The sequence below is a fragment of the Chitinophaga terrae (ex Kim and Jung 2007) genome (assembly GCF_900107795.1).
GTDB lineage: Bacteria > Bacteroidota > Bacteroidia > Chitinophagales > Chitinophagaceae > Chitinophaga > Chitinophaga terrae.
This window is the reverse complement of sequence record NZ_FNRL01000050.1, coordinates 1-14,427: the sequence shown is the minus strand read 5'-3', so window position 1 is coordinate 14,427 and position 14,427 is coordinate 1. Positions and strand designations below refer to the sequence as shown.

Genomic DNA, 14,427 nt, shown 5'->3' with positions numbered 1-14,427 from the left:
TGCCCATCCTCCAAAACTTCCCACCGACGGCGCTTTGCATGCAACATGACGCGCTGATTGCGTATGGGAAAATCCTGAATAACAACTTCTGAGAAGAATCCTTTAGAGTGAGCTTTCTTATGTTGATGTTCTACTGGAATGCTATTCTTTTCCTCCAGGTATATGTGAATACCTTCTTTGTCCTGATTTGAATCTATTAAGTCAAAATACTCTAATATTCCCGCTGGTAACAGCAATTCTACAAGTTTGCGAAAGTTCTGATCCACATGCTTTATTGGCTAATCCAATGCAAAAAAACTATTTTTATATTAATCCCCCAATTATTTAACTTGATCCAAACGAATCTGAATAGATACAAAAAAGGATACACAAAACATTTTTAATTTTAGTGTATCCTTTTTTCTGGTAAAGGCTTATCAGTAAAGGGTTTTAAGGCTTACAAACCGATGTAAAACAATCCAAAAAAAACCAAAACAAAGCATCGGAACTTAAACTTTATGGACCATGAAAGTAAGTCAAGAATTATCAATCCTTTTTCATCTCCGGTACGATAATAATAACTCCGACGGTAAAGCAACCATTTGCGTACGACTCACTGTTACCGGCTTTCCAAGGGACGGCTTTTCCCTGGGCTACAAAGTTGAGCCATCAAAATTCAACAAAGAAGCAGGCATTATTATCGGTAAATCAGCAGAGGCGATAGAAATAAACAGGTACCTTCAACATGTAAAGAGTGAGCTTATCAGGCATTACAATCAACTGAAAGCGCTGGACCCTGTGGTTACCGCTACTATGATTAAAAATTCCTACAACGGTATCAACCGGGAAAAACGTACGCTCTTGGAGCTGGTAGACTTCCACAATGAAAAATTCCAGCAGAAGGTTGATAAGGAAAAACGGAAGGCCAGTACCATGAAGAAATGGCGCTCCACCAAAGACAAGCTATCCACTTTTATTGCCAGTGTTTTCAAAGCAAAGGACATTCCCCTGGGGAAGATCGACTATGCTTTCGCTGAGGACTTCTTCGACTACCTAACCCTGACAGATGGGCTCCGCGACAACAGCGCAATGAAGTACATCAAAAATACCAAGCAGCTAATGAAACTCGCCGTACGCCGGAAATGGATAAACGCTAATCCGATAGAGGATTTTGTATGCTCCTACATCAACCCGGAACGTGACATTTTAAGTGTAGATGAATTGAGGACGATTTATAGCAAAGAATTTTCCATTCCCCGCCTCGAGGAAGCAAGGGACGCCTACCTGTTTATGGCTTTAACGGGTTTCGCTTACAAAGATGTGCTGTTGCTGACCCGCGATCACCTGGTTAAATTTTTCGACGGCGAAGACTGGATTGTTAAAAACAGGGAAAAGACCTGGTGCCGTGAAAACGTTCCCCTGCTGCCTGTAGCAAAAGAGATCCTGAAGAAGTACGAAAACCATCCTTACTGTGTTGCTAACAACGTCTTATTACCAATCAAAAGCAACCAGCGCTTCAACGGTTATTTGAAGGAGATTGCAGATATATGCGGTATCGACAAGAACCTGACTACTCACACTGCCCGGCATACGTTTGCCACTACCGTAACACTGGCCAACGGCGTACCGCTGGAAACGGTCAGCGCTATGCTGGGCCATAAGTCGATCCGGACTACCCAGATATACGCTAAAATAGTAGCGTCCAAGGTAAGCCAGGACATGAAAAGTTTAAAAGCGTCTTTTGACCTGTCAATCCCAAATTCACTGCTGTTAAGCGCCGTAGCATAGGCTTGTATCTTAGTGGGTAGCCGTCACGGTTACCCACTATTACAAATCCGACATTAACATTTGATTAACGATACGAAACGTGCTAAAATTATTTATTGCGGCCCTTGTTGCAATGGCTGGCATCTGCCGGTCGCCATATCCTTCATAACCACTGTCACCAAACAATCTGACGCTAGTTAAATTTATTGCCATGCAGCAGCATTACCTGTTATCCTATTTTGAAAAGCTTGTTAGAATCGACCTTAAAACACAGTCTCAAAACAACCAGCAACCGGACACAAAGTACCTATCCGCGGTTATCAGTGAGGCTACCAGGCAGAAGGAAATATTCCTGCAGGACTTCGGCCGGCAGCTTTACAGTGTCGGCAAGAAGAAACAGGCCGACTGGCATGTGCAATCCCATCAACATTTACTTATACAGTTGATGGACCAAGCAATTGAGCACCTGGAGGCCGGCGATATTCTGAATAGCACAGATCCACCGCCGGCCAACACCTGGAGGCACCTGTACAGATTCCTGTATTTAACCCTGGCGGAAATATTGTCGTTCATCGAAACAGAGTTTCCCAGGCACATGGATATCGAATGTAAAATTCCTGACGCCTACCTGTATTTGGTACAGGGCGAGTTTACCACTACCATGAAACTGTTACAGGAGAAGGCCGACGAAGGCCAGGTTGATTCCTTATTGGTTCCGGTTCTACACCAGCCATTTGAGGAACTCCTATGTGCTGAACATTCCCGGCTGTTCGTTAGCTACAGCCACCTGCACTATTTAACGAAGCTGAGCAAGCGGATTAAGAAGATCCTGGACCATAGCCGACGTGGACAGGAATTAACTGAGAGTATCGAAACGGAACTCCACTTTTTAAACTTCAATTCCGTTGCCTACTTCCTTTACTGGACAGGCCGCACCGGCAGAGAAATAGAGCTGCTGCCAACTTCACGCGAAAGGCTTAGTCGCCTCATTTATCTGCAAAAGAAAATAAGCCAGATACACGGTAAGCCAGGCATCTGTTTAAACAGGCTTCACAGCTCATTGCAAAATCAACTTTTAGACTGGTTAGCAGCCGAGATTGCATACCATAAGGAAAGGGAAATAATTTCTCTTTCCGGCCCTTCATCCAGTGAGCTGGACAGATGGAAAGACTTTAAGGTGCAGACACGCTTTTCGGTACCGCAGATGGGCGCCATCCTTAAATTGTTGTATGATGCCGGTTTCTACCTAAACCAAAACAAAACGGAGCTCCTGGATTTCTTTTCCTTTTTCTTTACTTCAGTCAAGCAGGACACTGTTTCCAGCCAAAGCCTCCGTAGCCACTTTTACAAGGAGAGTGCAGCGGTATCTAAATCAATCCGGGAGATCTTAGGAGAGCTGATAAATGTATCCCACAAAGGCGTGAGTGTGCTGTTTTATTTTGCCTGGAATTTTTACGTCTTTCATGATTTTCTCCTGTCGGCTGATGGTGTAGTTGCATTATGAAAATAAATATCTCAAATTCTTGTCCTTAATTATCAATTTGTTACAGGGGGTTGCGTAACCCCCGTGACTGTTCTGGTGATGGAAAACCCTATTCTTTTGCTGCCATAACAAACAACCACAAATTTTATGGCAACAGAAATCTTAACACGCGAAGACCTGGCTGTTTTTAAAGCCGAATTGTTTACTGAACTCCGGGAATTAATAACCTCCCACCCGGCGCAGCCGCGCAAATGGCTAAAGTCCTACGAAGTAAAGGAACTCCTCAACATTTCATCGGGAACATTGCAGAACATGCGTATCAATGGCACCCTTTCCTATACAAAGGTTGGCGGATTGATATTCTACGACTATGCGGATATCGAAAAGCTCATGACTACAACGGGCCCGAATAAACGCTGATGCCGGTGCTGCCTGCCCATACGAATTATATCAAGCATCTGAACGCCTTTTTTGCAAAGGTTCGGACGGACGATCGTTTGAACGCCACTCACATCAGTTTATACATGGCCCTCTTCCAGGTTTGGAATCAACATCGCTTCTATAGCCCGTTTCCGATTGTACGGGAGGAAATAATGAGCTTATCCAGGATAGGTTCACGCAGCACTTATGTGAAGTGCTTACGGCATCTCCATGACTGTGCTTATATAATCTACCAGCAGTCAGGCCTGGCATATGCGCCAAGCAGAGTTTCTATGATCCCCTTGAATGGCGTTTGGCCGGAGAAAGAAAGTCAGCAGTTATTCCTCTTCTCACCAACAAACCAGGTGCAAAATGAGCAAGGTTACCTGTTCAAAAGTGGGCCTCATACATGGCCCACAATTGGGCCTCACATGTGGCCTAAAAGTGAGCCTCATACGTGGCCCAAAAATGGGCCACACTCAGGCCCAAAAGTGGGCCTCTTTTATAAACATATAAACAATAGTAAACAGGAGAGAGAAAACAGGCTCGCGCCCTCAAAAAAAAATAAAAATGATAAAGCTGAAAAAGCCCCTACATGTCAGGATGCATCCGGCGCGGAAATTTCCGATCCGAATGCCCGGCATCTTCCGACCCTATCCCAGGTACAGGACTTTTTTAATGCCCACCAGTACCCATCGATGGAAGGCGACAAATTCTTTCACCATTACCAGGCAAACGGCTGGCGCCAGGGAGGCCAAACCCTGATTTTGGATTGGCAGGCAGCGGCCCATAAATGGATGCTCAATATTCACTCACAAACCCAGACAAGCAATGACAAACATACCAAATCATCCGCAGGAGCAGGACGGCTCCACTCCAATGAAAACAAGAGCTATTCAGACCCCTTATGATTATTATTTGTTGATGCAGCAGTTGGAAGAACATGGTAAGAATGTTTACGGGCCGGCCTTTAAAATCGAAGATGTTGACCGGCCTGTAGTGCTGAAATTACTGGCCTACTTCCTGCGCGATGAGCAAGTAGCCAAATCGGAAGGGTTGGACCTACAGAAAGGGATACTGCTTACCGGTAAGATTGGATGCGGTAAAACGTCCCTAATTACGTTAATGAGGCCCCTTTCAGCAGATGCTTATATGCCGCACATGGTTTCATGCAGGGAAATCAGCTTTGAGTTCAGTAAGATCGGATACGACGTAATCAGCAGGTATAGCAGGAATGCTTTCTTCCCCTATAGCGATATACCACGGGTTCACTGCTTTGATGACCTGGGAGTTGAGCAACCGGTGAATCACTGGGGGAATAGTTGTAATGTGATGGCGGAAATTCTACTCTCCAGGTATGACCTGTGGATCTCCCATAAGATGATTACGCACATTACCACCAACTTGAATAGCCAGGAGTTGGAGGAGGCTTATGGAAATAGGTTGCGGAGTAGGATGCGGGCGATGTTTAATTTAGTAATATTTGATATCAATACTAAAGATAAACGCAAATAACTACGCCGAAAATTGCTTTTACTAAATTTTAATAGAATTGGTGCCGGCCTGTCAAAGAAATCGCGTTTTATAAAATTGATTGAGTAGATCTTTGCTTATCTGGTATAGTGTATGAGAATGATTTCTACCTGGTCGACATTTGTGGACTAGGTAGAAATTTCGAGAGTAAGGAGTCATATTCCTGGATCTAAACCATACCTCAGATAGTCATATAGGCACACAAGCTTCCTGAATACTGTAGCTTCCCTAACCTTTTTATCTTCGAAGTTCAATTTGAGAAATTCCTCTAAGTCATCAAGGTCAATATTACGCTTGTCGAGAAGCGGAATATACAACATTGCATGAGTGGTGTCACATGCGGAAATAATCCCTTTTACGGTTTGATATGTACTTCTGACAAATGTTTTTTTCTTTGAATAATTATAATCTGGTTCGCAACATTTGGGAAAGTCTGGTTTGAGGCGAATTTTTCCGCTTAATTGAGATGCTGCAGCCGCAGTTAAAGTTCCATTTCCATTGAGCAGTTTCTCGGCCCGCAAATACTTAAAAACAGGTATAAACACGTTTCCTTTCGTAATTTCAGGGAGCGTGTTTTCGATTAGCAGTTTTGCCACATATCCTTTATTGTTAAAGATCACATCTTCAATAACATCCCTTGATTTTATACCTTTATACCCTTGCGAACTTAAAGCTTGGCTTGCTACACCGACACCAATTACGAATTCAATGTCGGATAATTCCGTTGTATCATCGATGTCTCCTACAAACACTTTGTTTGTAGGAGCATGGCTTTTAACATATTCAACTACCGACTCTTTAAGCTTTCTCAGTAGTTTTACTGGAAGTCGTTGCCTCAAATTGGCTAACACTTCATATAGAGGAAGGAAAGAATCCAGTCTTAAGATCTTTATTGGAATTATTTTTCCCTGACTTAATACCATTTGACTATCCTGAAATGATGGCTCCTCATTTTCTTTGCAGCGCAACACAAATATTAATCGATCTTTTATTTTCTCTACGTTTCCATTGTCAACACAATTCATAATGGAATTTAATATTTCTATCACGTTTTCATCTGTAAGTGAATAGCCCATAAAGAACACTGGATGTTCGACAAATATAGTCAAAAGCTTCGCTGCTAAATATGCATATTTTGAATTGAAATTTTTATAATCTTCTTCATTAACCACTATGGAGCTTGGTTTATCTATAGATCCATGTATCTTAAATATTTCCCCAACAGAGAAGGATTCAGAAAATAATAACTCTTGTTGTCCTACATAAACTTTATAATCATGGAATACTTTATTTAGAAACATGTCCCAATTCGTAGTAATGATTCCATCAACGACTGCACGACTCAGAAGTTCAATTTCCTCATTATACTCAGAATTTTGTTGTTCTATTTTTTTTAGATATTCGCATAACTCTATTTTCAGTGCTAAAGGAATATCAGTCGAAGCTTCCTTAGAAAATTTTTCAACGCTTTTTTTAAACTTAGAATCATTCCACCAGACTTTGTGAAATTCATTCCCAATTACGGACGCCAGCTTGGGCATTTTACCTTGAGATAAAGAAAGATAGTACTCAAATGATAATTCCAACTTCGATATGGCATGAAATTGTTTCAATAGGTCTATCCATGTGGGAAGATTCAAATATCTTCTGGACATGCCCGAACCAACAAACAAATAAGGATTCGTTGAAAATTGGCTTAAATGGTCTTTTAGTTTTTGTTTTATGTCTTCCATATATAGGGAATAGTCTGTTAGGGTGCGAAGCAATTTAATTATAATTGTTGATATTAGAAATATGTTTTTTTTATATATTATTAATGTAATACGGCTATTTTATAGGTCCAATTGCCATTTTATTTTGGGTTTCTTGACAATTTTTTTCCTTTTTTCCATTTTTCCTTAACGTATAATATGCAGTGAGCCAATAAATTGAATTGTAAGATGTCATTCGGTGTTAAAATTCAATATATTTACCAAGCCTAACCTAAAATTATAGACCTAACCACATGAATTCGTAATGGCTCCGATTCCCCCTTTCGATCACAATAATGTGCTTCCGCCCCATTTAGGAAATCCGGTACTAGAAACAGACCTGTCGCCGTATGTCTGTACAATTGTTGAATTTTGCAATAGGTTCGCCACCTCATTAGAAAGGAGAGAAATTTTAAAAGGATTGGTGCAATTTCGTATGAAGCTTAATAATTATGGAATATTATACGGCTTTCAGCTTGTGGATGGTTCTTTTGTTGAGGATATTGAGAAACTTGAAGGACGTGCTCCCAATGATGTTGACTTACTTACGTTTTACCATAGCATCCCTATTCCGGTACAAAAACAGATATTACAGTCGTTTCCTGAATTTAGTTCACCAAGGGAAGCAAAACTGGCATATAAGGTTGATCATTATGCAATTGATTATGGGTGTAACCCTGATTTCTGCTTTGAGGTAACAAGATATTGGATGCAGTTGTTTACGCATAATCGGAATGGAATTTGGAAAGGAATTATTCGGTTGCCCTTGAATACTCCTATTGATGATCAGCAAGCCTTAACCTTTTTGAATTCATAGCAATGAGTTTATCTCGAGAAATACAACATATTAAAGCTCAGATTATTGAAACAGAAAAGATGCTCCAGCTTATAGCAGATCATCCCATTATGTCTATTGCCTTCAAAGAAAAACTCGAGAGCCTAAGAAAGCAACTTGCTGATTTACCAACAGAACAACAGGAGCCTAGAATAAGAATGTTGTTTAGTGGAAATGCAGTTAAAGGCTCATTAGGTATCAAGTCTACTTTTGTTAGAAAGACGTTACAGCCGGTTCAGGAGCTTATTAAAACACAAACATCCTTAGTGAGATTTGGTAATGTATCTAAACGAGGCAAAGCGAAAAGATCTGTACAAAGCGAGCTATTTTTAACAGCTTTGCCGACTGGATCCTTTGGATTTGAATTAAGTAAACTTGACTCTGAAGACTTGTTTGACGAGATTGATGTAGCTACGTCCATAGGTCAGGTTATTTCATTGATAGAGGCTACAGCAGAAAGTGACGTGCAATTTGAAAGGGTATTAGTAAATACTCCTAATCGTAGTTTGAATAATTTAAAAAAATTCTTTAAGGAGGTTGCAGAAGAGGACTCCATTCTGAAAATTGAGTCAGGGAGCAGATATGTCCAGTTATCAGTTGAGAAGGTTAAAGAAGGGTACAACCGTGTATCTTCAGTAACTACTAATTCTGTTGAAATTGTTATCGATGGAACTTTGCGGGGTGTTTTACTGGACTCAGGTAGGTTTGAAATAACTGACGAAACGGGAATGAAAATAGCTGGCTATATTTCACCGGAGTTATCTGAAGAAGAAATAATTGCTTATGATAAACAATTTTTGAATAAGAATTGTAAAATTCATCTCCAGGTTATCAAGACCAAGTTTAAAACGGGGAGTGAAAGAACTATGTTTGAGCTATTGCAAATAACGACTTAATGTTCTTTGTTTTTATCAACCAAATTTTTGTATGCACAGTAAATAATAGAGCAGCAGTCTTCCATTTGACGATTTGTTTTGCTAATGCTACTCCTGACTTCCGAATTTCTTTTATATAGCGTCTCCTCCAATGACACCATCTTTTTGCATCCATTTAGTCTGCCTTCAACTTCGGGCCTCCATCGTTGATTTTGGATGGTCAATTCGTCGATTCCTTGGTGCTAGCGAAAAAGGAATGAGGTTCCTATAAAAGGTACTTTGAACTCAAAAACATAGGCATCCACAAGGTATTGATCTCCAAATTGTTGAATTAGTTGTTCTTCCTTCCCCCTCAGTGAAACTTCAGTTTGTTCCGGATATACTTTTATATGAAGTCGTATTTTGCAATTATTGACAGATTACATATTTTGATCCCAGCATTGAAAATTCTATTGGGCCCTCGTTGCGTCGCACTCTTCAGCATATGGAATTCTTTTGAGCAGGTGTAGGAGATAAAAGCGGAATTAGATTACCTGGATCGAAGCGTAGATCTAAGCGGGTTAAAAGGTCTCGCTCCGGCCTCAGTCGGCAAAAAGGGCGCCAGTCCTCCACTTGTCCCTCGCTTGCCCCTGCGCTGCGCTCCGGGGCTTCGCTTCGGGGCTGGGTTCCGGCCTGTCACCCTTTTTGCGCTCCTTCGTCCTGCGCTCGGGCAGCTCCCGGTCTTGCTCGTTTCTTTCTATGCGGCGCTTCCACTAGGCCCGCAATCCCTTCGCTGCCCATTTTGTCCGCCCCCCGCCGTCCGCCCCCGGCCTTTCATTTTTGATTTTGCCGTCCGCTGCGCTCCCGGCTAGACATAGGTCAAGGCGCGGCCTGCTGTGGCTTCGCTTCACTTGCCCTACGCTCATCCCTCGCTTGCCCCTACGCTGCGCTCCGGGGCTTCGCTTCGGGATTTCGCTCCGGGCTGCGTTCAGCTCTCGCCCCAGCGGCCGGGGGCGGAGGGCGGCGGGGGCGGACGGCCACTCTAATTCTACGATCAATGGACCATGCTTTCGTTGACAGAACATACCGGTAAATCCAGGGAGCGAAGGCAGAGGGAAGAAGGTGCGGATGTCTGAATTTGAACAAAGAAAAATGGAAAAAAGGAAAGCAAAGATCGAAACGAATTATAAAAAAAGAAAAAGACTACGGCATAAAGCTTCAGAATATGGGCTCGACATTTGATCCTGCACCAGCGATATCACGTTAGTCAGCTTTTGTAACACACGCATTTATTCCGTTTCCTTTTTCTTTTTTTATAATTCGTTCCGGGGAGATGGCTTTCTTTTTTTCCCTTTTTTCTTTGTCAAAATTTTTATTGGAAGCCCTGGTTTGCTGGTAGCGGTGATCGGAGCGGTTGGGCATTGGCAGGCTTCCCCCGGCTGGCAGGCGCAATTTGCCAGCCGCGTTCCAGTTTGCTGTTGCTCGGCCAGTATCATATGTGACAAAGGAAATGTCCAGTCAGCACGTTCCCTCTTAAACGCCACGTCCCCACCAATCCAGGTGACCAAAAGGTACCTGGATTGGGATAATAAAATCAAAAGTATTCTCAATCTCCTTGCTGTAAAAAGCAGGTAGTCAAGTTGATATTTCGATTAATATGTATGGGAAACTGCGGAGCTAACAGCTTGGGTTAAAGCGTCTTTTTAGTTCTTAGTTTATACCTCTTTCTTACTTCTTTGAGGTCTTTTAATAAAAGTTCGATATTACCATAGTATTTAAGGCTCATTTCTTCCTTAATTCTTCGAGCCTCGGCCACTGCATCATATGACTTGTTTTTTTTCATGGCAGGTCTGGTTTTAATATTTCCCTTGGCGTCCGAATGTCGATGGTTCGGTAACCCAACTGCAAGTTAATGGAATTATACATTTTTATCCTATTTAGGTTAACAAGATGCTTAAAATTCCAACTGGCAAGTACATCTGCGTTTTGTAATGTGGCCAGGGCAATGTGCAATGCATCATTATGGCACTTATTGCTTAACGCCCCCTTTTCGATGTATGCCTGCGCAAGTTTTACTGCTTTAAGGGTTGTTTTGATTTCAATTTTGAACCTGGTTGGAACTTCGTCCGGTTTATACAGTATTTTTGACCCGGCCCGTTCCAATTCTGCTTTTACAACGTCTGATAAAATGAGCTTATTGGTGCCGGATTTAAATTCTTCAAACAATGCATTACTGTATTCCTGGAATTCTTTGTCAAAACAGCCTCCTATAACGGAGGTGTCGGTATAAATATTCAACATATTTGCGGGTTAACTAAAGGTTTTTCAAATGGTTGGTTAACTGGTTACAGCCTGTAAGGCTCTGGCTTTGGGGCTTTCTGTGATACAGAAATAACCAAGGAATTATCCTGTACTTCTATGGTTATGTTATCTCCCACGTCGAATCCAATTTTTTCCAGCCATACACCGGAAAGATTCAACCACGGTACTTTTTTGTAATAAGTATCCCGGGGAACACTCTTGTAGTGGATTTTAGCTGTTCTGTTTTTACGTTTCATAAAGCATATTTTTTAATTGTTTTATAATGTAAATATACCTTATTGGGCGTAAATAAACAAGTTTAATAAGGCGTGTTTAAGTCTTTTATGTCATTGATTTGTAAATTATGGAAGTCTGATTGGTTGTAAATATGCCCTATGTGAATTATTATGGATAAATGATTTATATTATGAAGTGTATTAATATATAGAACGATATGCCTATACTTTATTATAATGTCTTATTTTTATTAAAATCAGAATATTTATGTCATTCGGAGAAAGATTAACCCTATCCAGGAAGCGGAGGAAATTAACCCAGGGTGAATTGGGTAAAGCTGTAGGTACTACCGGTGATATGATCGGAAAGTATGAGCGGGAAGTAATTACGCCGACTATTGAAGTTGTCGGAAGGATGGCTGAAGTCTTGAATGTTTCACTTGACTACCTAATACGCAATATCACCAGTGAATCGGATACTTCAAAGAGCCTGCCGCCTTTACTTACGGATAAGCTCCAATATATTGAGAAACTATCAGCGGGGGATCAAGATCATATATTATCCGTAATAGATGCTTTTATTGCAAAATCAAAGCTTGAATCAATTACAAAATAAAAAGGCCCCCGCGGATGCGAAGGCCGTACATACACCAAACAAATCCTATAGGTAACCACACCTTAATGGACAAGCTTTTTGAAGGTTTTTAACCCTCTTCTTCCTTTTGAACTGCTGCCTGGCTTACGCCACTCATGACGGTACCGGCGACTGCCAGGTAACCGGCTATCTTTACAATGATAACAGGTAACGCAGGGACGCCCATTAATGCGCCGCTGATGGCAGTTAAAACCAATCCTATATTTCTAACCTTGCTGAAGAAAGGAGGTGTTTTGGCTGCAAATCTTTGTGTAAGTTTCATACAACCGAGTTTAAAGGGTAAACAAAATCAGGTATTAACCTGGATGCTATGGAACAATTGGAGCTGCAGGCAAACCTGATACTTCAACGATTGACAGCGCATTAAACGCTCCATTCCGTAAACTGTAAAGGGCGCCGTTGACCTGCTGGAAAAACTCAATCCCCAGGACTAAGAAAATGGGGTGAGTGCTGTTTGCCGACAATGCGACCTGCAGGTTGATGTTTACAGGAGGCCCGGCTAATATTTCCAGGTCCTGGGAATCTGCAATGCCATTCTCGAATGCTTCGGCCTCGAAATCGACGGCGGCAGCACCAATCCGGACTTTTAGATGGGTTGCGGCAGGAGGTGCCGATACCATACCCAGGACATCCAGGGCCGGAATATTGACGGCGGCTGTGCCGGCGACCCGGTCGATCAGGGCTGTGAAAGGTGCAAAGATTGTAGACCCCAGCCGGGCGTTGCCGTTGAATTCAAATCCTTTCAGCAGCTCCGCCTCTCCATCAATGACATTCCGTTGCCCTCTGACGTTGGTAGCATCCGCCTGGATGACTTTTACCATGGAGCGTGTAAGCCTTGCCGTTACATAGCTGTCGCCCACGTTCATTAACAATGGCCGGAAAGCAGTGCGCAGTAACTTACCGGCTTTACCAGCCCGTCCGAACTCGGCGCCGTTTTCACGGGTACGTACAAACGCCGGATCGTTGGCGATCCTGCTTCCATCAACACCGCCTTTTTCCCTGGCTAAGTTCCCTGCTTTCGTTTTGTAAAAGGTGATATTGCCTATCGTACCCTTTAGTGGAATAATTCCGCCTTGTTTTGCCATAAAACACAATTTTGGATTAACAATAAGGCTTTCTCATAGCCAAGCCTCACAGGCTCACATCTGCGCAGGATGCAGTAAATTTGAATACAACCACCAAACTAAAGCCGGTAGCCGTTCCTGCAAAATTTCCATTCCGATTATGCCGAATTCGCATAAAATAGTACCTACTCGCATAGTGATTTATGCCAAAGATGTGATGAATATCACTGGCAGGAGTGAGCGGACAGCCAGGAAGATCCTTCAGCAGATTAGGAAGGCCACTGGTAAGAAAAGGGGAGATATGGTAACGGTAAGTGAGTTCTGTCAGTTTACCGGCATAGACCAACACCTGGTCACTGGCTTCTTATTATAGGTATGATTTCCGTCTAAAACCCGTATTAGAGGTGTATAAAGCATGTGTTTCTGTTAATAAGTTTAGTGTGCTTTGCGCTGGTTTATCGAGGCGAGTGTTAAATTATAAAAAATGAATCTGAAAGCATACAAATAGGGCTTATTGGTAAACAAGACAAATTCGGTGAGCAAATATAATATTTAGCTAATAACCTCGTAAGATTGCCTCAAAGTAGGAAAAGATATAGCCACTTATGAGGTTTAAGGACAAGCTTTATTCTAAGCCTGGATTAGAATAGTTATTCCCTTTAGTTTTTTGTTATATTAGATTTGTTAAAAATTGCTTGCTTTCTTATTTAAAACAGCAAATACTCTATGACAAATAGTCGAGCCTCTTTAACAGAAGTCGGACGTTTATATCGTCAGTCGGAAGAAATTTCATCTAAAATTTTTAGTGATTATAATAACCAAAGTGATATCTATAGTAGCGGATTACAGTTAATGGGCTATTCGTCACCGTTAATTTTAACATCCTATGAGGATGCAAAGCTTAAGTCTAATGAAATACGAGGTAAATTAGTGGAGGCCTGTTCCGACCTTGACCCCATATTTTTTGTTCCAGCGTTAATTGATTCTTGTTCAGCATTTTATTCCGCTAATAGCAAGCCAGACCAATCTATCTTAGGTGTGGCAATGAAATTATCTTTAACGATAATTTGGAAGAATACATACATGAGTAAATCAGCCTTGACAAGGTCCTATCAAGCATTACAAAGAGTTATCAATTTAAGTATTTTAAGTGCCACAATTGAAAATATATTTTGGTTATGGGAATTCCAAGATTTGGGAACAATTACAATTAATGAAGGTTCCATTACAGGTAATTCAGCATTCTTGTAAGCTTCCCTTAAAAAAAGACTGTTAGAGAATAGAAAAATGATTGATAACTTTAACAGTGTATTATGAAAGGTAAACGATTCAACCCGGAGCAGATCAGTAAGATTCTTAAGGAATTCGAGGCGGGTAAAAGTGTTCAGGAGATTACGCGCGAACACGGAGTTAGTCCGGCCTCATTTTACAAATGGCGGCAGCGATACGGTGGCCTTGAGGGCAGCGAGCTGAAACGCGTAAAGGAACTGGAGGAAGAGAACCGCAAGCTTAAGCGGATGTACGCTGATCTTGCCCTTGATTTGGAGGC

Annotated in this window: 17 protein-coding genes; 11 read left to right on the top strand and 6 right to left on the bottom strand. The window is 41.8% G+C overall.

The features are described from left to right. Positions 1-266: ISAon1 family transposase N-terminal region protein (locus tag BLV62_RS28710; RefSeq protein ID WP_211118343.1), on the bottom strand; the 266-nt coding region annotated here is incomplete at its 3' end. 238 nt (positions 267-504) lie between these two features. Between BLV62_RS28710 and BLV62_RS27510 the strand changes: the two genes are divergently transcribed. The 5 genes from BLV62_RS27510 to BLV62_RS27490 all read left to right on the top strand — a co-directional run bounded on the left by BLV62_RS27510 (position 505) and on the right by BLV62_RS27490 (position 5,164). Further along, complete coding sequence (locus BLV62_RS27510) at positions 505-1,767, top strand: site-specific integrase (RefSeq protein ID WP_089766244.1); 1,263 nt, start codon at positions 505-507, stop codon at positions 1,765-1,767. 190 nt (positions 1,768-1,957) lie between these two features. Beyond that, positions 1,958-3,250 (top strand): hypothetical protein, encoded by a 1,293-nt coding sequence (locus tag BLV62_RS27505; RefSeq protein WP_089766242.1) that lies wholly within the window; start codon positions 1,958-1,960, stop codon positions 3,248-3,250. A gap of 126 nt (positions 3,251-3,376) precedes the next feature. Further along, positions 3,377-3,649: a helix-turn-helix domain-containing protein gene (locus BLV62_RS27500; protein WP_089766240.1), complete on the top strand. Its 273-nt coding sequence runs from the start codon at positions 3,377-3,379 to the stop codon at positions 3,647-3,649. Between the two features lie 293 nt (positions 3,650-3,942). Then, on the top strand, positions 3,943-4,560 hold the full coding sequence (locus tag BLV62_RS27495; RefSeq protein ID WP_146817913.1) for a hypothetical protein: 618 nt from the start codon (positions 3,943-3,945) through the stop codon (positions 4,558-4,560). Further along, entirely contained in the window at positions 4,481-5,164 is a 684-nt protein-coding gene (locus BLV62_RS27490; RefSeq protein ID WP_211118003.1) for a hypothetical protein, read from the top strand. Before BLV62_RS27495 ends, BLV62_RS27490 begins: the two co-directional genes overlap by 80 nt. A 173-nt stretch (positions 5,165-5,337) precedes the next feature. Here BLV62_RS27490 and BLV62_RS27485 read toward each other — a convergent pair whose 3' ends face one another. Next, complete coding sequence (locus BLV62_RS27485) at positions 5,338-6,915, bottom strand: SIR2 family protein (RefSeq protein WP_089766236.1); 1,578 nt, start codon at positions 6,913-6,915, stop codon at positions 5,338-5,340. Positions 6,916-7,198: 283 nt separating this feature from the next. Here BLV62_RS27485 and BLV62_RS27480 point away from each other — a divergent pair, with 283 nt between their 5' ends. Next, positions 7,199-7,750 carry a DUF6932 family protein gene (locus tag BLV62_RS27480; protein WP_089766234.1) on the top strand — a complete coding sequence of 184 codons (552 nt, stop codon included), beginning with the start codon at positions 7,199-7,201 and terminating at the stop codon, positions 7,748-7,750. A 2-nt stretch (positions 7,751-7,752) separates the two neighbouring features. After that, positions 7,753-8,664, top strand: a complete 912-nt coding sequence (locus BLV62_RS27475; protein ID WP_089766233.1) for a hypothetical protein — start codon at positions 7,753-7,755, stop codon at positions 8,662-8,664. 1,797 nt (positions 8,665-10,461) lie between these two features. Here BLV62_RS27475 and BLV62_RS27465 read toward each other — a convergent pair. Further along, positions 10,462-10,923: a PIN domain-containing protein gene (locus tag BLV62_RS27465; protein ID WP_089766229.1), complete on the bottom strand. Its 462-nt coding sequence runs from the start codon at positions 10,921-10,923 to the stop codon at positions 10,462-10,464. A 44-nt stretch (positions 10,924-10,967) separates the two neighbouring features. Further along, positions 10,968-11,180, bottom strand: coding sequence for a SymE family type I addiction module toxin (locus BLV62_RS27460; RefSeq protein WP_089766228.1), 213 nt, complete (start codon positions 11,178-11,180; stop codon positions 10,968-10,970). A 247-nt stretch (positions 11,181-11,427) separates the two neighbouring features. Between BLV62_RS27460 and BLV62_RS27455 the strand changes: the two genes are divergently transcribed. Then, the gene (locus tag BLV62_RS27455; RefSeq protein ID WP_089766226.1) at positions 11,428-11,775 is read left to right on the top strand and encodes a helix-turn-helix domain-containing protein; all 348 of its coding nucleotides are present in this window, start codon (positions 11,428-11,430) and stop codon (positions 11,773-11,775) included. A gap of 88 nt (positions 11,776-11,863) precedes the next feature. Here BLV62_RS27455 and BLV62_RS27450 read toward each other — a convergent pair whose 3' ends face one another. After that, entirely contained in the window at positions 11,864-12,076 is a 213-nt protein-coding gene (locus BLV62_RS27450) for a hypothetical protein (protein WP_089766224.1), read from the bottom strand. Between the two features lie 46 nt (positions 12,077-12,122). Then, the gene (locus BLV62_RS27445; RefSeq protein ID WP_089766223.1) at positions 12,123-12,899 is read right to left on the bottom strand and encodes a hypothetical protein; all 777 of its coding nucleotides are present in this window, start codon (positions 12,897-12,899) and stop codon (positions 12,123-12,125) included. Between the two features lie 139 nt (positions 12,900-13,038). On the opposite strand from BLV62_RS27445, the gene BLV62_RS27440 reads away from it, so the two are divergent. The 3 genes from BLV62_RS27440 to BLV62_RS27430 all read left to right on the top strand — a co-directional run. Further along, positions 13,039-13,251 (top strand): hypothetical protein, encoded by a 213-nt coding sequence (locus tag BLV62_RS27440; RefSeq protein ID WP_211118004.1) that lies wholly within the window; start codon positions 13,039-13,041, stop codon positions 13,249-13,251. Positions 13,252-13,604: 353 nt separating this feature from the next. After that, a complete protein-coding gene (locus BLV62_RS27435) occupies positions 13,605-14,129 on the top strand; it encodes a hypothetical protein (RefSeq protein WP_089766221.1) in 525 nt (174 codons plus the stop codon). Between the two features lie 62 nt (positions 14,130-14,191). Continuing rightward, a partial coding sequence (locus BLV62_RS27430) for a transposase (RefSeq protein ID WP_139170424.1) occupies positions 14,192-14,427 on the top strand: 236 nt, incomplete at its 3' end.